The organism is Bradyrhizobium sp., assembly GCF_017881085.1.
Lineage (GTDB): Bacteria > Pseudomonadota > Alphaproteobacteria > Rhizobiales > Xanthobacteraceae > Bradyrhizobium.
The window spans coordinates 1-19,868 of record NZ_JADGRI010000063.1; the positions used below are offsets into that span (position 1 = coordinate 1).

General features: G+C 63.2%; 19 protein-coding genes and 1 pseudogene. 9 read left to right on the forward strand and 11 right to left on the reverse strand.

Features of this window, described 5'->3' with window-relative positions; all coding sequences use genetic code 11:
- Positions 1-948 (reverse strand): HWE histidine kinase domain-containing protein (locus QZ213_RS08600; protein WP_291685639.1); only part of this gene is annotated, 948 nt, incomplete at its 3' end.
- Positions 949-1,375: 427 nt separating this feature from the next.
- Between QZ213_RS08600 and QZ213_RS08605 the strand changes: the two genes are divergently transcribed.
- The 3 genes from QZ213_RS08605 to QZ213_RS08615 all read left to right on the forward strand — a co-directional run bounded on the left by QZ213_RS08605 (position 1,376) and on the right by QZ213_RS08615 (position 4,207).
- The gene (locus QZ213_RS08605; RefSeq protein ID WP_291685640.1) at positions 1,376-3,091 is read left to right on the forward strand and encodes an ABC transporter ATP-binding protein/permease; all 1,716 of its coding nucleotides are present in this window, start codon (positions 1,376-1,378) and stop codon (positions 3,089-3,091) included.
- A 227-nt stretch (positions 3,092-3,318) separates the two neighbouring features.
- On the forward strand, positions 3,319-3,483 hold the full coding sequence (locus QZ213_RS08610) for a DUF3309 family protein (RefSeq protein WP_215605461.1): 165 nt from the start codon (positions 3,319-3,321) through the stop codon (positions 3,481-3,483).
- Between the two features lie 103 nt (positions 3,484-3,586).
- Complete coding sequence (locus QZ213_RS08615) at positions 3,587-4,207, forward strand: exopolysaccharide biosynthesis protein (protein WP_291685641.1); 621 nt, start codon at positions 3,587-3,589, stop codon at positions 4,205-4,207.
- A gap of 120 nt (positions 4,208-4,327) precedes the next feature.
- Here the strand turns inward: QZ213_RS08615 and QZ213_RS08620 are convergent, their stop codons facing one another.
- From QZ213_RS08620 to QZ213_RS08635, 4 genes are all read right to left on the reverse strand, one after another.
- Positions 4,328-4,528 (reverse strand): hypothetical protein, encoded by a 201-nt coding sequence (locus QZ213_RS08620; protein WP_291685655.1) that lies wholly within the window; start codon positions 4,526-4,528, stop codon positions 4,328-4,330.
- 57 nt (positions 4,529-4,585) lie between these two features.
- On the reverse strand, positions 4,586-5,710 hold the full coding sequence (locus tag QZ213_RS08625; RefSeq protein WP_291685642.1) for a DUF2336 domain-containing protein: 1,125 nt from the start codon (positions 5,708-5,710) through the stop codon (positions 4,586-4,588).
- Between the two features lie 157 nt (positions 5,711-5,867).
- The gene (locus QZ213_RS08630) at positions 5,868-6,506 is read right to left on the reverse strand and encodes a hypothetical protein (RefSeq protein WP_291685643.1); all 639 of its coding nucleotides are present in this window, start codon (positions 6,504-6,506) and stop codon (positions 5,868-5,870) included.
- A 132-nt stretch (positions 6,507-6,638) separates the two neighbouring features.
- On the reverse strand, positions 6,639-9,278 hold the full coding sequence (locus tag QZ213_RS08635; RefSeq protein ID WP_291685644.1) for a UvrD-helicase domain-containing protein: 2,640 nt from the start codon (positions 9,276-9,278) through the stop codon (positions 6,639-6,641).
- A gap of 292 nt (positions 9,279-9,570) precedes the next feature.
- Between QZ213_RS08635 and QZ213_RS08640 the strand changes: the two genes are divergently transcribed.
- Positions 9,571-9,744: a DUF1328 domain-containing protein gene (locus tag QZ213_RS08640; RefSeq protein WP_079564004.1), complete on the forward strand. Its 174-nt coding sequence runs from the start codon at positions 9,571-9,573 to the stop codon at positions 9,742-9,744.
- A 103-nt stretch (positions 9,745-9,847) separates the two neighbouring features.
- Here QZ213_RS08640 and QZ213_RS08645 read toward each other — a convergent pair whose 3' ends face one another.
- Complete coding sequence (locus QZ213_RS08645; RefSeq protein WP_291685645.1) at positions 9,848-10,678, reverse strand: alpha/beta fold hydrolase; 831 nt, start codon at positions 10,676-10,678, stop codon at positions 9,848-9,850.
- Positions 10,679-10,793: 115 nt separating this feature from the next.
- The gene (locus tag QZ213_RS08650) at positions 10,794-11,636 is read right to left on the reverse strand and encodes a class I SAM-dependent methyltransferase (RefSeq protein ID WP_291685646.1); all 843 of its coding nucleotides are present in this window, start codon (positions 11,634-11,636) and stop codon (positions 10,794-10,796) included.
- A gap of 319 nt (positions 11,637-11,955) precedes the next feature.
- Between QZ213_RS08650 and QZ213_RS08655 the strand changes: the two genes are divergently transcribed.
- Together QZ213_RS08655 and QZ213_RS08660 are read left to right on the forward strand one after the other, a co-directional pair.
- On the forward strand, positions 11,956-13,464 hold the full coding sequence (locus QZ213_RS08655; protein ID WP_291685647.1) for a helix-turn-helix domain-containing protein: 1,509 nt from the start codon (positions 11,956-11,958) through the stop codon (positions 13,462-13,464).
- 227 nt (positions 13,465-13,691) lie between these two features.
- Positions 13,692-14,822, forward strand: a complete 1,131-nt coding sequence (locus tag QZ213_RS08660; protein ID WP_291685648.1) for a LuxR family transcriptional regulator — start codon at positions 13,692-13,694, stop codon at positions 14,820-14,822.
- A gap of 210 nt (positions 14,823-15,032) precedes the next feature.
- Here QZ213_RS08660 and QZ213_RS08665 read toward each other — a convergent pair whose 3' ends face one another.
- Positions 15,033-15,545 carry a thioesterase family protein gene (locus tag QZ213_RS08665; RefSeq protein ID WP_291685649.1) on the reverse strand — a complete coding sequence of 171 codons (513 nt, stop codon included), beginning with the start codon at positions 15,543-15,545 and terminating at the stop codon, positions 15,033-15,035.
- An 87-nt stretch (positions 15,546-15,632) separates the two neighbouring features.
- Here QZ213_RS08665 and QZ213_RS08670 point away from each other — a divergent pair, with 87 nt between their 5' ends.
- On the forward strand, positions 15,633-17,051 hold the full coding sequence (locus QZ213_RS08670) for an FAD-linked oxidase C-terminal domain-containing protein (protein ID WP_291685650.1): 1,419 nt from the start codon (positions 15,633-15,635) through the stop codon (positions 17,049-17,051).
- Positions 17,052-17,119: 68 nt separating this feature from the next.
- Entirely contained in the window at positions 17,120-17,500 is a 381-nt protein-coding gene (locus QZ213_RS08675) for a hypothetical protein (RefSeq protein ID WP_291685651.1), read from the forward strand.
- Between the two features lie 56 nt (positions 17,501-17,556).
- Here QZ213_RS08675 and QZ213_RS08680 read toward each other — a convergent pair whose 3' ends face one another.
- Positions 17,557-17,751, reverse strand: a complete 195-nt coding sequence (locus tag QZ213_RS08680; RefSeq protein ID WP_291685652.1) for a hypothetical protein — start codon at positions 17,749-17,751, stop codon at positions 17,557-17,559.
- 267 nt (positions 17,752-18,018) lie between these two features.
- On the opposite strand from QZ213_RS08680, the gene QZ213_RS08685 reads away from it, so the two are divergent.
- On the forward strand, positions 18,019-18,957 hold the full coding sequence (locus QZ213_RS08685; protein WP_291685653.1) for a metallophosphoesterase: 939 nt from the start codon (positions 18,019-18,021) through the stop codon (positions 18,955-18,957).
- Positions 18,958-18,964: 7 nt separating this feature from the next.
- On the opposite strand, the gene QZ213_RS08690 is transcribed toward QZ213_RS08685, so the two are convergent.
- Together QZ213_RS08690 and QZ213_RS08695 are read right to left on the reverse strand one after the other, a co-directional pair.
- Complete coding sequence (locus QZ213_RS08690; protein WP_291685654.1) at positions 18,965-19,426, reverse strand: CDP-archaeol synthase; 462 nt, start codon at positions 19,424-19,426, stop codon at positions 18,965-18,967.
- A gap of 189 nt (positions 19,427-19,615) precedes the next feature.
- Positions 19,616-19,868, reverse strand: a pseudogene (locus QZ213_RS08695) (ABC transporter ATP-binding protein); the annotation flags it as partial.

Genomic DNA, 19,868 nt, shown 5'->3' on the forward strand with positions numbered 1-19,868 from the left:
CGATCCAAATCCCCTATGTACCGGCGGCGTGACCGGGGGGCCATCTTTTTCCCTCCAGCTCAGCAGAAGTCGTTTGCCTGCCGGCGCCGTCTCGATCGTTGATCCAATCAGAATTGATCCGACCGCATTGGACAATGCACCGTATTTCACGGCATTCGTCGCAAGCTCGTTGAACGCAATGCCAAGGGCCAAAGCCGCCTTTGGCGGGAAGCGGATGTTCTCACCCGTGATCACAATGCGATCCGCCCGACCGCCCGAGACCCCGAAGGGCTCAAGGGCATCGTGAGCGATATCGAGCAGCCCGGCACTTTCCCATTTTTCACGGGTCAACAAGTCGTGCGACCGGGAGAGCGCAAACAGCCGAGACTCGATGGATTGCCGAATCGCCATGGGGTCGGTGGTCGTTCGCAATGTCTGCCAGACGATCGATTGCACCGTTGAAAGGGTATTTTTTACGCGATGGTTCAACTCGTCGATGAGCATCCTTGATCGAACTTCATCCTCTTTGTGTTTGGTCAAATCAACCAGCGATGCGAAATACTGAACGATGTCCCCGGCGGCATCGAGAACTGGACTGACGAAGAGCGCTGCCCAGAACTCGCTGCCATCCTTGCGGCGGTAGAGAACTTCCGTCCCGCTGCTGGACGCGCCTTCGAACTCGGCTTTAATTCGCGTCAGCGCCTCGGCATCCGAACCGTTCGCCATAAGAAAATTGAGGCTCTTGCCGAGCACCTCTTCGCGGTTGTATCCGGTTAACGAGAGAAAGCTGTCATTGGCAAAAATGATGGGGTTGTCGGGCTCGGTCGCGTCCGTAAACAACATCGCCATTCGCGTTGTTTCGGCGGCAACGACAAACGGGCCGAGGTCCTTCCGAAAGGTCTCGACTTCGGCTTCGGCGTCTTTCTGCTCGTCCGATTTTTTCGTTATTTCCGGCATGCCACGGGTCAATCAATCTGCCTTGCGGGAAATGCAGAGATGACGGTGGCGCGGACTTCTTGCTGAATCAAGGCCATGCTAGCATTAATTAGCAGGCCGCGACGGCCATTCATTGCGGTAAGTCAAGACTCAGATCACCCGGACCTGCTGGCTTATCCAATGATCGAACGACCGGAGCAGGGGTGGACGCAGGGGAATGAAGGCGGAAGTTGGATCAACACTTACTCTTCAGGCCGCACACCCTCCCGCGGAGGGAGCGCCGGGGATACCGCAGGCCGGACAGCCCGTATTACCGATAATTCCGATAATTCCGATCGTAGCGAGACCCGCTCTCGCGGACGAACTCATCGAGGCTGCGCCAACGCAGGATTTCAATCTTGCCCGCGACCTGACCTTGTTTGCGCGTGCACTGCGGCGGGCCGAAGGCGGGCGATGGGTGATGGCGATCTTCGTTGCCTCGACCGCCGTCACCATTGCCAACATGTTCGGGCAGGTGGCACTCAATGATTGGAACGGCCGATTCTTCGATGCCGTGGGCCGCAAGGACCTGTCGGGCTTTGTCCATGACCTCTGGACGTTCCTTGCCATCATTGCCGTTCTGTTGGCGCTCACGGTCGCACAAACCTTTCTCCAGGAACGCCTGAAGTTTCGGCTGCGCGAATGTATTACCCGTCACCTCCTGGTCGAGTGGCTCAAGCCGTTGCGGGTCTATCAGCTGAGCTTTGCCGGTCAGTATGGTCGCAACCCGGACCAGCGCATCCAGGAGGATACCCGCCTGCTCGGCGACTACAGCGCCGACCTTGGTTGCGGCATCGTCTATTCCCTGCTCCAGATCGTCGCCTTCGTGGGAGTGCTGTGGGTCTTGTCGGCGCAGGTCACGTTCCAGGTGGCGGGCTACGGCATCGCCATTCCCGGATACATGGTCTGGTGCGCCCTGGCCTATGCCTTGATCGGCTCCGGCCTGACATGGATCGTGGGGCGGCCGCTGATTGCGCTTAACGGTGAACGATATGCGCGTGAGGCGGAATTCCGCTTCGCCCTCGTTCGAGTCAACGAATCCGGCGAGAGTATCGCGCTGCATGGCGGGGAGAAGGACGAACAACGACATCTCGAGGCCGCGCTCGCGGCTGTCGTGGATACCATGCGACGGATATCCTCTTCGCTCGCCCACCTCACCTGGATCACATCTGGCACCGGCTGGCTGTCGCTGGTCGTCCCGATACTCGTGGCCGCGCCGGCCTATTTCGGTGGCAGCTTGACGCTCGGCGGCCTGATCATGGTGGCTGGCGCCTTCACCCAGGTGCAGGGGGCGATGCGATGGTTCGTCGACAATTTTTCACGGCTCGCCGACTGGCGGGCCGCGGTCCACCGGGTAGCGCGTTTCCGCGAAGCGCTCGACAACCTGCCGGCGATCGAGGAAGGAGCACAGGAAATCAAGCGCGCGCTGCACCCGGACGGGCATCTTGCTTTCGAGAGCGTGCGCATCCTCTTGCCGGACGGACACATCGTTATCGAAGACGCGACCGTAAGCGTCGCGCCGGGGGAGCGTGTGCTGATCGTCGGCGAAACAGGCAGAGGAAAGTCGACACTGTTCCGCGCTGTGGCGGGTCTATGGCCGTGGGGTTCCGGGACGATCCTCACGCCTCCGCCCGGGGCAATGGCGTTCCTGCCGCAGCGTCCTTATCTCCCGCTGGGCACCTTGCGCAACGCCCTGAGCTATCCGAGTCCCCCCGATGCGTTCCCCGATGCGGATGTGCGACAGGCACTCGAGCGCTGCGATCTCGGCAATCTAATCGCCAAGCTCGACAAGGTGGAGCGCTGGGACAACGAGCTTTCGCTCGGCGAGCAGGAGCGCCTCGCCTTCGCGCGGCTCATCCTGCACAAACCAGGCTGGGTGTTTCTCGACGAAGCCACAGCCGCGCTCGACGAAAACAGCCAGCGCCATGTCATGAGCCTGTTCGACGGTGAGCTCAAGAATACGACCGTGTTAAGCATTGGCCATCGTCCGGATCTCGCCGCCTACCACACCCGGACGCTTCAGCTGGTTCATGGACGTGACGGTGACCGCCTCAAGCTCAAGCCACCCCTTGCGCCGCCCCCAACGCGGCGCCGGCTGCAGCGGCTCGGAGACTGGTTGCGGACTGCCCGGTCATGATGCCAGTTTTATGCGCGACCCCGATTGGAACGCAGGGATAAACGATGAGCCTTCGTCCACACGAGCTACGCCCCGACCACCGGCGTCACGAAGCTCGTATCCGGATTCGCGCCGAGATTGAGTTAAATCAAAGCAAGCCCGGGTGGGGATGATTTGTTCGGCATCGGCCGCTGGCCAGACCGTGATTGCGACAACATCGCGGTCACACCAGAAAGGGAGATACAACAATGTCACTTGGGACCATCATTCTGATCATCCTGGTGATCGCATTGCTGGGCGGCTTTAGTGGAATCGGGGGCGGTCCTTTTTACGGAACTGGCTACTACGGCGGTGGCGGTCTTGGTCTCGTAATCGTCATTCTGTTGATTTTGCTCTTGCTTGGCAAACTTTGATCAAGCGAAGGCCACGAGAGAGCAACCTCCCGGTGGCATCGCTGACTCGCGCGCGGGTCTTCTCCAACACGTCGCCGTTCGATCGGGAGATTCGGGGGGCGCGTTGAAGCTGACACCACCCGCCGAAGCGAAAGCGTTTGTCCCCACCTCCGTTCTGCTGCAACGGTTGCACGACGCGGCGCCGACAGGTCATTTCACGCTGGGCTGGGTTATGCGCAGCCTGCACAAGCGCGGCTTCGGCCTCATCTTGCTGCTGCTCGCTCTGGTCGCGATCGCCCCGGGCGTCTCGATCGTGGCTGGCCTGCTGCTCATGATACCCGGCTTCCAGATGATCGCGGGCCAGCCTGCGCCGGTTTTCCCGCGCCGCATCGCCGTCCGTCCGTTGCCGACGCGACACCTCGCCGCTCTGGTGCAGCGAGCGGTGCCTGTGCTGAGGTATCTCGAAAAATTTATCCATCCACGCTGGCCCACTCCGCTGGACGCGACCAAGCGTCTCGTTGGCGTCGTCGTCGTGCTGCTGAACATCACCCTGCTGTTCACTCCGGTCCCTCTAAGCAACGTTGTCCCCGCCCTCGTGATCGCGCTGATCTCGCTGGCCTATCTCGAGGAGGACGGGCTCCTGCTCTCGTTAGCCCTGCTGGCCAGCTTCATCGTGCTGGCGGTCGATTTGGTGGCGGTCTGGGAGACCATCCTCGGCGCGAAATGGATCTTCAATCTCTGGTAACTTCGCGGGTTCGGCTTGCCCATCGCAAAGCCAGGTCGTGAAAACGCGAATGGGAGCAGGCCGGGCAGGGACCGGCTGCCCTTCAATGCAGACTGCCGCAAATCCGAAGTCGTCCCGAATTCACCTGAAATATTCGGTGACGACGTGCATATCGAAGGGGGAGGCGGTGGCCCCGTTCAGGCTTGCGTCGATGACCCGCCGGCAGATTTCGACAGTGGCATGGTCGCCGAGGTCGTTGGCGGCTTCGAGAACGATCCAGGCCGCATTCAGCGGATTCTCGGGCATCGGCTCATCGGAACCGATGCCGGGACGCTGGCCCATGCCGGGGGAGAGTGCGTTCATGGCCGATATTTCCCCATCCGTTTCAGATCGGTCGCCTCACTGCATGGCAAGCGCGGGCCGGCGCCCGGTGTCGGAAGCCGTATCCCCGGCATGCTTGCGCGACTGATAGACTTTCAGAACGCTTTGGGCAGTCTCGACGTTGATGCGGCCATAATCGCGTTCCAGGTCTTTCAACTCCTGCGCCGTGATACGGTGATCCTTGGCGCCAAGAAACAGCAATGCCATCGTCGTTGCCCACGAAAAGTCGAGGGACTTTGCCAGAATCAGCAGCGTTTCCCTGTTCCTGTCGTACAAGGCGCGTTCGATCACGTCGCCGGGCAACGAGCACAGCAGCGACAGTCCGATCGTGACCTCGCCGACCTTATGGGACCGGGCGTAGATGGAGATACTTTCTTCGTTCAGGTTGCCCAGCCGGTACTGCGTCGTCACAACGCGCTTTGCGACATGGTAGCTTCGCGACACCGGGCCGAACTTGGACTGCAGCTCGCCCGCGACATCGGTCACCGTGGATTGAATTTGCTCGAGCATGTTGGGGCGCTCGCGTTCGAGCCGCTTCCTCACATCGTCCGACGCCTTGGCGATCAGCTGCTGGAAGACGTGTCGGGGGATGTCCCTGCGCAGGCCAAGCTGCTCGGCGAGGATGGAATCGCCTTCGGCCCGTTTGATCATGTGCAGGAAGCCGAAATCCGAGAAGCGGGCGCCGTTGTTGCGTACGACAGAGTTAACAACTTCCTGATCGCCGCGGGTAACCAGGACGTCGGTAACCGTCTCCTCGATCGATTTTCGCTCCGAAATCGCCAGCATGTGGGTCTGGCCCTTGAGGCAGACGTTGGCGACCAGGGCGTAGGGTTCGAGCTGCTTGGACTGCCGCAGCACCGGACCGGCGACTTCGATTTCGTCGTCAAAGGCGAGTTTATGGATGATATTGACCGGGGCACGGTCGAAGCTGGCCAGCCGCTGGGCCAAATGCGAGCGCGCTGCGACTTCGATCTCATCCGCGAGCCGCCCGATCACCTCGCCGAAGGTCCAGATCTCATCGTCGCTGTAGCTGCCGGCAATCATCAGGTCGGTGGTATGCCACAGTGCCCGCTTGCGGCTCTCGGGCGTGCCTCGTGACACCGCCTCGTCGAGATCCCGGAGAAACGAACCGTCTTCACTCATTTCGGCAAACCTTAGATCGCAGCAAAGGCGCACAGGCGCCATCCGGGTTCCATCCTATCCACCGACCCGCGAGTATTCGGTAAAGACGGCGAATAAGTATTGCTTCTAAAAATTCGCTCAAAGGCGACGGATTTGATTAGTTTCTGCGGAAATGCGCTCAAATACCCGCCAGATCGCCCGGATCTCCGGCGGCCTCAAACCGAGGGATGAGGTCGGCGGGCAGGGCCACCAATTTCGTCGAACGGTTGGCGGAGCCGCCAAAAATGGCGGCGGCGGTGATCGGTTTTGCCAGCCGCGTGTACTCGGACCAGATCATATAGAGCATCAGGGGTGGCTGCTCTCCATGCGACAGCAGATGCGCGCAGCGTTCACTGGCGCCCTCTGTCAGCCACCATTGCTGCGCCAGCGTGACGAGCTTTCGGAAGTGGCGGATGGTACCGGATTGCCGGGCCGGATCGACCCCCGCCGTTTGCGCACACTGGGTCAGCCAGTTGAGGCCGGCCAGAATGGCGACGGAAAAGTCAGCGGTGGCGGTTCCCGTGAACTCGATCACGGTCTCCGCGTGCGGACGCTGAAAGAGGTAGGCGTCGATCATTTCGAGCTGACGGGCAGCTTCGCTCAGCAGCCCAAATTCGCGCCCGGGCACCATCATCACGTACCGCATTGCCTCCAGCCGGGTCTGATCCCAGACCGAAGCCACATCGCCATCGGCGTCCGACAGCGTGCGCCTGCAGGCCGGGTAGATCAGTTTACCCTGATCGACGTCGTCGAGATATCGCGGGACGCGGTCGGCCAAGTTCTCCAGGAGGAGTTCGGGCGCGACGAAGCCCCGCAGAGGTCCTTTCGCGGCTGGCCTTTTTGAAATTCGCCTCTTTGGAATCAACCAATCAAACAAGTGGGCTGCCCCAATGACGGGCTCATGCCGATGCTACACCCGCTCGACGAAACTATCGACCACCTTTTTCTCGCCGGCCTTCTCGAAGGCGATGGTGAGCTTGTTGCCGTCGATCTTCACCACATTGCCGTAGCCGAATTTCTGGTGGAACACCCGGTCGTCCAGACTGAACTCCGAAGTCGTGCCGGTCGACTTTGCGATCAGCTCGCCCTCGATGGTCACGGGTGCGCGCTTGTTGCGCGAGAAATCGCCGCGCGACGAGGCATCGCTGCGCGTGCCTGAAAACGGCGACTGGCTTTCGTTGAAGCCGCCGCCGGCCTGGCCGTTGCGGCCGCCCTGGCCGCGGGCGCGGTTGGCCTGGGCGCGCTGCCAGCCCGGCGTCGTATAGCTCGAGCCGAACGATTCAACATTGTCGAAGCGCGAGGGGCCGTAGCCGCCGGAGCCGCCCCAGCCGGAGCCGCCCTTGGACTCCGTGATCTCGACATTATGCGCCGGCAGTTCGTCGAGAAAGCGGGACGGGATCGTGGTTGACCAGGTGCCGTGAATCCGCCGGTTGGTGGCAAAATAGAGTTTTGCCCTGCGACGGGCGCGCGTGAGCCCGACATGGGCGAGGCGGCGCTCTTCCTCCAGCCCGGCGCGGCCCTGTTCGTCGAGCGTACGCTGGCTCGGAAACAGCCCTTCCTCCCAGCCGGGCAGAAATACGTTGTCGAATTCGAGCCCCTTGGCCGAATGCAGCGTCATCAGCGAAACCGCATCGTCATCGGCGCCGCCGTCACGGTCCATCACCAGCGAGATATGTTCGAGGAAGCCTTGCAGGTTCTCGAATTCCTCCATCGAGCGCACCAGCTCCTTGAGGTTTTCGAGCCGGCCGGCGGCGTCGGCGGAACGGTCCTTCTGCCACATCTCGGTGTAGCCGCTCTCGTCGAGCACGATCTCGGCCATTTCGGTATGCGACGTCACCTCGCGTTGCGCGCGCCAGCGATCGAAGCTGGCGATGAGATCGCGCAAGGACCCGCGCGCTTTCGGTTTCAGTTCGTCGGTCTCGGTCACGGCGCGGGCGGCCTCGAAAAGCGGAATGCGGCGCTTGCGGGCGTGATCGTGCAGCATCTGTACGGTGGCGTCGCCGAGCCCGCGCTTCGGTACGTTGACGATGCGCTCGAAAGCGAGGTCGTCGGCCGGCGAGTTGATCACGCGCAAATACGCCAGCGCGTCGCGAATTTCGGCGCGCTCATAGAAACGCGGACCGCCGATCACGCGATAGGGCAGGCCGAGGGTGACGAACCGGTCTTCGAATTCGCGCATCTGGAACGAGGCGCGCACCAGAATGGCGATATCGTTGAGCTTGTGGCCGGCGCGCTGCAGCTCCTCGATCTCCTCGCCGATGGCGCGCGCTTCCTCTTCGGAATCCCAGGAGCCGGTGACGGTGACCTTCTCGCCGTCGACGTCCTCGGTGCGCAGCGTCTTGCCGAGACGGCCTTCGTTATGGGCGATCAGATGCGAGGCGGCGGCGAGGATGTGACCGGTGGAGCGGTAGTTGCGCTCGAGGCGAATGACCTTGGCGCCGGGAAAATCGTGCTCGAAGCGCAGGATGTTGTCGACCTCCGCGCCGCGCCAGCCATAGATCGACTGGTCGTCGTCACCGACGCAGCAGATGTTCTTTGGGGCCGAGGAAGACGTTGCCGATCGAGCGACGACATCTCCTCCGTCATTCCGGGGCGCACCGACAGGTGCGAACCCGGAATCCCGAGGCGAGTCCGCTCCATTTCCAGATTCCGGGTTCACGCCTGCGGCGTGCCCCGGAATGACCGCAGCGTCGACGGCCCCCGGAATGATGGCAGAAACCGGCACGCCGGGCTTTGACGGCGCCTGCGACAAGAGCCGCAGCCAGAGATACTGCGCCACGTTGGTGTCCTGATATTCGTCGACCAGGATGAACTTGAAGCGGTTCTGGTATTGCCGAAGCACGTCGGGATGCTCGCGGAAAAGCCGGATGTTCTCCAGCAGCAGATCGCCGAAGTCGGCGGCGTTGAGGATCTTTAGCCGTTCCTGATAGGCGGTGTAGAGCTTGCCGCCCTTGCCGTTGCCGAACACCGCGGCTTCGCCCGGCGGCACCTGCGACGGCGTCAGTCCGCGGTTCTTCCAGCCGTCGATCAGCCCGGCCAGCATCCGCGCCGGCCAGCGCTTGTCGTCAATGTTCTCCGCCTGCAGCAGCTGCTTCAACAACCGGATCTGGTCGTCGACATCGAGCACGGTGAAATTGGATTTCAGCTGCACCAGCTCGGCATGGAAGCGCAGGATACGGCCGCCGATGGAGTGGAAGGTGCCGAGCCAGGGCATTCCTTCGACCGCCTGGCCCAGCATCTGGCCAAGCCGCAGCTTCATCTCGCGCGCCGCCTTGTTGGTGAAAGTTACCGAGAGGATTTCGCCGGGCCGGGCCCGGCCCGTGCTGAGGATATGGGCAATGCGGCAGGTCAGCACCCGGGTCTTGCCGGTGCCGGCGCCCGCCAGCACCAGAACCGGGCCGTCCAGCGTTTCCACGGCCTCGCGCTGCTCGGGATTGAGGCCGGAGAGATATTGCGGGGTCGCGGCCGCCCGGGCACGCGCAGCGATGCCGCCAGCGAGGGGCTGGTGGTCGGGGACGCCGTGATGGCTCAGCTGCTTCGGCTCGGTCATATGCGAATCGTCTTCCGCCCACGATGGCACCGCGGGGCCGTGAAGGGGAGCCTTCATAGCAGGATTGAACGCCATATAGGGCTTTGGCGGGGCTTTTGACAGGTTTTATCCCGCCTTCGTTGAGACGGCAGTCCCGGCCCCGACCCCGATTTTGTTCCCTCAGCGCGTTGAAATTTCCCGGTTTTCGAGGCCCCGACCGCAGGGAACATTTGTTCCCAAGCCCGATTATTTTTGCCGAAGCGCGGTGCCGTTCGTCGCGCCGCGTTTGAAACAGAAGACAAGGGTGCGTGTCATGCTGAGCTGGGTCGTTACGTTTTTGATTATCGCGCTGATCGCGGGCGTTCTGGGCTTCGGCGGCGTCGCCGGCGCCTCGATCGAAATCGCCAAGATCATCTTCTTTATCGCGGTCGTGCTGTTTCTCGTCTCGGCCGTGGTCGGCCTGGCGCGCGGTCGCACCCGCGTCTAGCCGGAAGGCCATTGGAGCCGGCCAAACGAACGGCGGCCCCGAAATTATTCCGCGGCCTGTTTTTCGCTCAAGTCTTGTTCTTGGCGAGAGTCCGCTCGCGCCGTCACTGGTAAAGCTCAGCCGCCGATTTATGTTCGGTGCGAGCCACGTGCTGCGCGATCAGGCCGGCGACTCCCCCGGCATGGGTCGAAATCATGAAATGAGCCGCTCCCGCGATTTCGGCGATGGTGGCATTCGGAATGCCGTGGCCCAACAGCTGGTTGGCGCGTTTGGCGGCGGGGTGACTGGCCTCGCCCCATAATACGAGCGTGGGAATTTTGACGGTCGCAAGCAATGCGGGGGTCAGTTCGAAACCGTAGGCGCTTGCCCAGTCCAGAAGGTTGACCGGCGTCGTTTCAACGGCGTAATCGCGCAGGCGTTGTGGCCAGCTCGCGAACGTGCCCGCGCCGCCATAGAAGTCGATCATCTGTTCGATCGCGGTCTTGTCGCCGGCATAATGGGCAATGAAATACCCATCAGTCATGTTCCGAAATGCTAGATAGTGCCGGTATTCGCCCATTGGCCGCAATATTTCGGCCGCGGGCGCCTCGGCAATCGTCAGGCTCAGCAGCGGCACGCGCCTTCGCAGCGCGACCGCAAGCGCGGTCAGGCCGCCGAAGGAATGGCCGACCAGGTGCACGGGGCAGGCCGCGCGCCTGATCACCGCTTCAACGGCCTCGGCCTCGTGAGAAATATCGGTATCTCCGGCGGCGCGACGCTCGTCCGTGCCGCCATAGCCAAGCAGGCTCGTCGTCACGCAGCGGAATCCGCGCTGCAAATGCGCCAGCATCGGCCGCCAGGCCGCGCCGGTGCTGCACGATCCCGGCACCAGCACGACCGTCGACCCCGCTCCGGCTTCATCGTAATCCACGCGCCCGCGCAAATCCTCGATCATGTGTCGGCACTCCTTCTGACCGGGGCGGGTTAGCCACAGCGGCGTCGAGCCGCGCCCTCCGAACGGAGGATCGATCGCTCGACGCCGGGGCTAAGCGGATGTCCTGGCCAGGTGATCAGCGTTTTGTGATGACGACTTCGAGGTATTCGCTGGGAACAACCATGGTGCCGTCATCGGCGCGGTTCATCCGCGCGATCAGTGCAAGCAGGTCGCTCCTCAGTCCTTGCTGGTTGGCCGCGTCGAGCGCCGCGAAGGCCTTGAGCATCGGGCCGTAATAGCTCTTGAAGATATCGAGGAAATGCTCGGGCGAGCGGTAGCGGAAGTTGAAATTGCGCCGCTCGGCCTTGATGGAAGCGGCGGAAGCTCCAAACATGTCCTTGAGGCGGGCCTCGCTCCCCCACAGCGCCGGCGATTTCGCGCCGGCCGGCGGCGGCAGATACTTGCCGAGGGTCTTGAAAAGTTGCCCGATAAAGCCTTCGGGCGTCCAGTTGGCCAGCCCGATCTTGCCGCCGCGCTTGCATACCCTCATGAGCTCCGCTGCGGCCTTGTCCTGATCGGGCGTGAACATGACGCCGAAGGTCGAGACGACCGCGTCGAAACTGACATCGGCAAATGACAGGGCTTCCGCATCTGCCTCCTTGAACTCGATCGACAAACCGTCGGCCGCGGCGCGCGACCGGCCGCGCTCGAGCAGGCTCGGCACATAGTCGGTGGAGACGACCTCGCACCAGCGCCGGGCCGCGGCGAGGGTAGCGTTGCCGTTGCCGGCGGCGACGTCGAGGACCTTCTGTCCCGAGCGAAGGTCGAGCGCTTCGCAAAGCTCCTCGCCGACGATCTGCAGTGTGGTGCCGACGACGGCATAATCGCCCGAGGACCAGGCGCCCTGCTGACGGGCCTTCAGTGCCGCGAGATCGGGCTGGGCGGGCATTTGGCTTGCGGCTGCGGATGATGCGGTCATATTATGTTCCTGTAATGAGGTCGGGTTGAATTTTTGGGGGGCGACGGACGCGCCATCACGGCCGGATCTGTCCGCCGAACCCGATGAGGCCGGGTTCAAACAGCCCGTCGCAGGCGCCAGCGTGTAAAATTGCAAACAAAACTGCCATCAAGAATTCCTCGTTTGGTTTGAACGAGGACCGGGCATAGCCCGGTGCGCGGCAGGCGCTTATCCAGTTTGCGCCACGATTATCCGGATCGTGAACTTTTTCGCTCCAATCGAGACTAAAGATTGATGCGTTGGAGTTCCCGAAATGATTGCGAGACAGAAGAGTTCATCGATGGCATCGCCATTGCCGCGCAGCGTTCGGCGCGCACTCGATGCGATGCATGCCAATGTCGGGCACGGCTGGAGCGTGACGGAGCTCGCCGTAGTCGCCGGCGTTTCCGGCAGGACGCTGCAGCGGCAATTTCTGGCCTTTCTCGGCAAGGCGCCCCGTGCCGTGCTTCGCGACATCAATTTCGATGGGGCGCGGCGTGAGCTGCTGCGGGGCTCCGCCGGCGCCAGGGTGACGGACATCGCGCAGCGTTGCGGCTTTCCCCATGGCGGGCGGTTTTCCGTCGAGTATCGCCGCCGCTATGGCGAAACACCGTCGCAGACGCTGAAGCGGCAGGCGGTGTTCACGGCCGCTCTGGCCTCGATGCCTTCGTTTTTCGTGCCGGCCCGCGAGCGGCCGACGGTCGCTTTTGGCGCGATCGAGGCGGCTGCCGAACATCTCGAAATCGCCGGCTCTCTTGGCGATGATCTCGCCACCGCGCTGACGCGTGCCGGGATTGCTGTCGCAAGCCAGCCGACATCGGCGCGCTACCATCTGGTCGGCGCGATCCGCGGCGAGGGCGCGCAGACGCGTCTGGCCCTTCGCCTGATCGACAATGAAACCGGCCGCCAGCTCTGGGCGTACCGCTGCGACGGCGCGCTACGCGACGACCATTCCGCCGAGGAACATCTCGCCACGCGGATCGCCGCGGCGCTACAGCCGTGCCTGCGCTCTGCCGAGATTGAGCGCGCGCTGCGCAAGCCCGGCACCGACCTCGGTGCGCACGACCTTGCCTTGCGGGCCATGCCGGGCGTGCTCTCGCTTGATGCCGAGGGCAATGCGCGCGCCCTCGAATTGCTGGAGCGCGCGATGGAGCAGGACCCCACCCACGCGCTGGCGACGGCGCTTGCGGCCTGGGCCCATGTCCAGCGCGTGGTTTATCACTTCACGACCGAGCCGCAGGCGGAGCGGGCCCGCAGCATCGAACTGGCGCACAAGGCGCGGGGGCTTTCCGGCGACGCAAGCGTGCTCGCCGTGCTCGGCAACGCGCTGACATTGCTCAACGAGCTCGATACCGCGGAGCTGGTGATCCGCAAGGCGCTGTCGGTCGACGGCGGATCGGCATGGGCGTGGAGCCGCAGCGGATGGCTCGATGTCTACCGGGGCGACCCCGAATCCGCGATCGAACGATTGAAGATCGCGCTCGACCTCGCGCCGCACGATTCGCTCGCCTTCAACAGCCTGGTCGGAATCGGGTGTGCGCATTTCAAGGCCGGCAATTATGCCGAGGCCGCCAGGTGGCAGGAGCGTGCGCTGATCGAGCACCCGTCGGCGATCTGGGTGCATCGAACGCTCTGTCCGGCCTACGTGCTTTCCGGAGCCAAAGCGGAAGCACGCCGAAGCCTTGCAGCGCTGCGCGGACAGTATCCGGAGCTCACGCTGTCGGAGGTGCAGCGAGGCATGCCGCCGCTGCCGGAGTCCTATTGCAATCTCGTCGTCGATGCCCTGAACGACGTCGGCCTCCCGGCGTAGGGAATATTGTCGCGTTGCGGTGTAGCACCTGCGATGGCTTGTTTCGGGGACGAATTGATCGTCGTGTCCCGGCCATTTCATGCCGCGATGATTTGGCCGAGCACTCGGTACCGTGATGGGCGTCTTGGAAATGCCATCGAGTCGGGATGTCTGCGCGATGAGACCAAGCTGCCATTTGCTGTTCCGTTCATTTTCCCTCCGCATCATTGTATTCGAGACGAATAGCCATGAACGATAGAGAGCAATTGTCGGCGCTGATCGGTGATATCTACGACGCCGCCCTCGACCCCGCGCAACGAGCCGACGTGATCGAGAAGATCGCGAGCTTTACCGGCGGCCACTCGGGCGGGCTCTTATCGAAACACTCCTTGGGCCATTCCGAGAATCTCTATTGTTATATCGGGGCGGATCCGGAGAGCCTGCAGGCCTATTCGGAGAGCTATCCGAAACTCGATCCAACGGCGGAGACGCATTGCTTCGGCGTCGCGCAGGTCGTGAGCGCTACCGATCTCGTGCCCCACGAGGAATTTCGCCGTGGCCGCTTTTACCGGGAGTGGGCTCGGCCGCATGGCTGGGTGGACGTAGCGAGCGCGGTGGTCGAGAAGTCGGCGACGAGTTGCACGTTTCTCAGCGTGGTGCGGCACGAGGCAAGCGGCGTGGTCGACGACGAAATGCGCCGGCGCATGGCGCTTGTGATACCTCATGTCCGTCGCGCCTACCTGATCGGCAAGACCATCAATCTCGGGCAGGCCGAAGCTGCGTGTTTCTCCGATATCCTCGATGGCCTGAGTGCCGGCATGATCCTTGTCGACGGCATCGGCCGCGTCGTGCATGCCAATGCGGCGGGTAATGCCATTCTCGGCGCCGCCGACTTCCTGCGTACGGTCCACGGGCGGCTCGTCGCCGGCGATGCGCCGACCAACGCGGCCTTTCGCGAAATACTTGCCGCGGCGGACAGGGGAGATGCCGTCATCGGCGCCAAGGGCATCGCCCTGCCGTTGACTGCGCATGATGGCGAACGCTACGTCGCTCACGTGTTGCCGCTGACCTCCGGCGCACGCCGGCATGCGGGACTTGCCTTCAACGCGGTCGCCGCATTGTTCGTTCGCAAGGCTGCGCTGGAATCCTTCGCAAGTCCCGAAGTCATTGGCAGGTTGTACAAGCTGACGCCCGCCGAACTGCGTGTGCTGCTTGCCATCGTCGATGTCGGCGGAGTGCCGGAGGTGGCGGCGGCGCTCGGCGTGGCTTCCACCACCATCAAGACCCACCTCAATCGGCTGTTTGAAAAAACCGGGGTCTGCCGACAGGCCGACCTCGTCAAGCTGGTCGCCGGGTTTTCCACGCCACTGGCCGGCTGACGGCAGCTGGTCATCGAGGTACACGAACGGGCCGCGCCGGCCGCGGCGGCGCCGGCTCAAGCGTTCGCGCGCAACACTATCGTGAGGATCATCATTCCGTCCTCAGTCTCGTCGACCGTGACTGCAACCGGTGGAGTCAGGGCCGTCGAATGCCGCGGACTTCATCAACGGGGGGCGCCGGCAACGGGGTCCTGGTGGGCGTGCCTGCCGCTATTTCGAGGGCATCGCGATCTTCCGGCCGATGCCCTCGGGCCGCGGAATGGCCGCGTGGGCGTTCGCCAGGGTCTCGATGCGGGCGCGGATGTCGGGCGGAAACGGCGCGGTCTTGCGCGCGGTCATGTCGATATGAACGGTCATGTTTTCCGACGTGGCGGACAGCCAGCCCTCGCCGGCGTGACGCAGTTCCTCGAAAGTGTGCAGCCGCTTCTCGTCGGCGCCCACCAGCAGGATCGAAACCTGCACGGGATCGCCGAGGTGAATCTCCCGCAGGTACCGCACATGGCATTCGGCGGTGAAGGTCGACCCCTGGCGCTCCCGCATGTAGCCGGGCCCGATCCCGAGCCTGAGCCATAATTCGTCGATGGCCCGGTCGAACATGACATTGTAGTAGGCCATGTTGAGATGGCCGTTATAGTCGATCCATTGCGGCTCGATCTGCATCACCGACGACAGAAACGGCGCGGGCCGGAGCAGCACATCGTCGCCGGCGGCAGCTTTTGTCATCGTCCAACCCCGTTTGTTCGGCCCATGATCTCTTGACCGCCCACTATATCCTTTGCAAGGGTCGGCCGCACGCCGGGAGGATCCAGCTTGGGCATAACCATTACCAATCAACTGAAACGGCCGGAACCGCAGGCGCTGGCTGGGGCGCTGGAAGCGCTGGCCGCCCGCTTCGGCAACCGGCTGATCACCTCGCAGGCGGTCCGCGACCAGCACGCCCATACCACGACCTGGCTGGCGCCGCAGCCGCCCGACGCCGTGGTCATGGCGCAGGAAACCGCGGATATCCAGGATGTGGTGCGGATCTGCGCCAAACACGGCGTTCCCGTGATCGCGTTCGGCACCGGCACCTCGCTTGAGGGGCAGGTCAACGCGCCGGCCGGCGGCATCTGCATCGACCTGCGCGACATGAACAAGGTGCTGGAGGTCCATACCGACGACCTCGACTGCGTGATCCAGCCCGGCGTCACCCGCAAGGCTCTTAACGAGCATCTGCGCGACCAGGGCGTGTTTTTCCCGATCGATCCGGGCGCCGATGCCTCGCTGGGCGGCATGGCCTCGACCCGGGCGTCGGGCACCAATGCGGTACGCTATGGCACCATGCGCGACAACGTGCTGGCGCTCAAGGTGGTGCGCGGCGACGGCGAGATTATCACCACGGGCACGCGGGCGAAGAAATCCTCGGCCGGTTACGACCTGACGCATCTGTTCGTCGGTGCCGAGGGTACGCTCGGGATCATCTGCGAACTGACGATAAGACTGCGCGGCATCCCCGAAACCATCGCGGCGGCGGCCTGCTCGTTCGAAACCGTGCGCGGCGCCTGCCAGGCGACCATCCTGGCGATCCAGACCGGCATTCCCGTGGCGCGAATCGAACTGCTCAACGCCGAGCAGGTGCGCGCCTGCAATTCCTATTCGAAACTGTCCCTGCCGGAGACGCCGCTCCTGCTGCTCGAATTTCACGGCAGCGCGAACGAAGTCGCCGAGCAATCCAAGAATTTCAGCGAGATCGCCAGGGAATGCGGCGGCGGCGAATTTACATGGACCACACGGCCCGAGGACCGCACCAAGCTCTGGCAGGCGCGGCATGACGCCTATTGGTCGGTGAAGGCGCTCCGCCCTGGTGCCGGCGTGGTGGCGACCGACGTCTGCGTGCCGATTTCGCGCCTCGCCGACTGCGTCACCGAGACCGAGGCCGATCTGAAGCGCCTCCGGCTGCAGTCGCCGATTGTCGGCCATGTCGGCGACGGCAATTTTCACTGCTCGCTGCTATGCGATGTCGACGACCGCGACGAGATGGCGCGCGGCGAGGAATTCATGCATCGCCTGGTCAAGCGCGCCCAGGCGATGGGCGGCACCTGCACCGGCGAGCACGGCATCGGGCAGGGCAAGCAGAAGTATCTGAAGGCCGAACTCGGCTCCGAAGCCATCGACGCGATGCGCGCGGTCAAGCAGGCGCTCGATCCGCAAAACATTTTCAATCCCGGCAAGATCCTGCCGGCGGTCTAGGCCCGTAGCGACGCGCGGCTTGCCCGCCACGGCCAATCTACGCAGCTTGCGTATTCAGGGCATGGGCGATGTGGAAGTTCAGGAGAAGCGAGCGCAAGGAGATCTGGGACGAGGAAATCCAGTGGCCGGTCGGGGATATCGAAGCGGCACACAGGATCCGCGAAATCTGCCGCTCCGCGGCCGATAGCGCCGGGAAAACAGCCGGCGCTGCCGACGGTTCCGATAAGAAGAAATACGAGACCGAACGCTACGAACGCGCCGCCAGGGCGGCGATGGAAATCGCGATGAAGATCTCCGATGACCTCCTGCGCGACTCCTCGGTGCGGCAGATCGTGAGCCTGTGCGTGACGGCCAACGATTTGAAGACGGCGCGGATTTTGTTGCGGGCGATTGGCGCCGTATCGATCCGGGAAGACGTGCTCAACGACCATCCGATGCTGCGGCAGTAAACCGGTCCGCGCGCACGCCCGCTTCGGCGAATGTCCGTCCGACCGTTTCGATCGCTCTACGCGGACCGGGTGAAATCGGTCCAGAGCCCGATCATCACATGCAGCATCATGATGACACCGGCAAGCACGAGGCAGACAAACGCTGCGTCGAGCACGTAGTCCGACCCGGTGAGAGTGCCCAGCATGACCGATACGATCAAACCGAACGTTCCTGCTATCGCCAGCAGGGCCGCAATTTTGGGCGCCGACATGACAATCCCTCCTGTGCTCGTCTCACTCCGTGTACGTTTCTTGCATCTGACGGCTATGGCTGCCGACTGATCGTAGGCGAGGCTGTTAGCCGTCGGTTGTCATTGATTTATGTCAACCGACGCGCCAATTTTCCGAATCCGGTTCGCATTTGACCGGGCAACTTCCTGCGCTCTCCAGTAGCCTCGCCCGACAGGGCGCCGGATGCGGTTTCCGGCGCGCCGGATGCAGCGTACAACAGCAAACGAACTTCGGGGGAACTGGTTCGAATGGACGAGGATATTCTGGCCCAACTGGAGCAGCGCCTCGGACGTTTGCACGCGCGGCAGCGCCTGGGCATCGAGACCGATCACGAAGCCCAGATCTTCGGCCAGGGCCTCACCTTCTTTCATCTGGAGAACTGGTATTCGGCCCGATCGATCATCCGAACCGCGCTGAAGCTGAGCGGTCTCTACTGGCGCGCTCGCCGCAATGCCGGACGCGTCATCGTCAGGCACAACGACATCGCCTTCAAGGATCTTCCGCCGCGCTTCGACGGCTTCACCATGCTGCACATCAGCGACCTGCACGTGGACATCAGCGAGGCCGCGGTGCAGCGGGTGTGTGAACTTGTCGGCGAGCTGCGTTACGACCTCTGCGTCCTGACCGGCGACTATCGCGGCGAGACGTTTGGGCCGTTCGAGGCCGCGCTGGACGGCGTCGCGCGGGTGCGAAGCCACCTCAAGGGACAGATCTACGGCGTGCTGGGCAACCACGACACCATTCGGATGGTGCCCGGGCTCGAAGCCATGGGAATACGGATGCTGCTCAACGAGTGTGAGTTGATCGCGCGCGATGACCAGCGCATCTTCCTGGCCGGGGTCGACGATGCGCACTTCTACCGGATGGACAACATCGAAAAGGCCGCGGTGCGGATACCGGAAGACGCGTTCTCTATCCTGCTGTCGCACACGCCCGAGATCTACCGCCAGGCGGCGCACGCGCATTTCAGGCTGATGCTGAGCGGACATACCCATGGCGGCCAGCTCTGCCTGCCCGGCTCCATTCCGATTATGCTGGAGGCGGCGCTGCCAAGACGCATGGGGGCGGGCGCCTGGCAGTATCACGGGATGACCGGCTACACGTCGGTGGGGGCAGGGACGAGCGTCGTTCCCGTGCGCCTCAACTGTCCGCCGGAAATCACCCTGCATTGCCTGCGTTGCGGCTGATGATGGATTAATACGGCTCGTCGCGCAGGTGGGCGCGGAACAGCAGGCGGGACAGCACGAGCTCGCCGGCGAAAAAGATCCCGACCGCCAATACGATGTCGATGGCCGTCAATGACAGCGCGTCGCGGCACGCCAGCATTGGCAGCAAGGATTCGGGAATCTGATCGAGGCCGAGCGCTTGGCTGCTCGACGGCAGGTTGAGGCGGCGCTTGACGAAACTGGAGAACAGATCGCCCGCCATCGCCGCGCCCGCCACGGTTAGCCCGATTACCGGGTCAAGACCCATCAGCGGCGCTCCCGCCGCGGCAGCGAGCACCGCGACCACAATGCCGCGGAACGTCTTGGAAGGCCCGAACAGGGGTCGCCCGTCGAAAAACGCAGCGCCGAAGTCCAGCGGAAGCGCAAAACCGCCGCCAAGGATCTTCTTGGCGACGACGGGCGCGCCGTTCGCCAGTGTCAGCAGCACCATCAATTGCAGGAGTGGTACCATGTGCATCCGCGCAGCCTATCGCGACCTGGACACCCCGTCATTCGATTCGAATGCCGATCGCCGCCGGCTGTCCGGTTTCCCACTCGCGAAACGATCATCGTGCCTGGCGAAGGCGATTGCCTCCGTCGGAGGTTTTCATTCCCTGCGACGGGGGTCTTGTCTCCCGGCTCAGCTGCGCAGGCCCGGCGCTTCCTGGCCGGTGCGCGCCACATATTCGGTATAGCCGCCGCCAAATTGGTGGATGCCTTCGGGCGTCAGCTCCAGCACCCTGTTGGACAGCGCGGCCAGGAAGTGCCGGTCGTGCGAGACGAACAGCATGGTACCCTCATACTCCGACAGCGCGGCGATGAGCATCTCCTTGGTCGCCATGTCCAGATGGTTGGTCGGCTCGTCCAGCACCAGCAAGTTCGGCGGGTCGTAC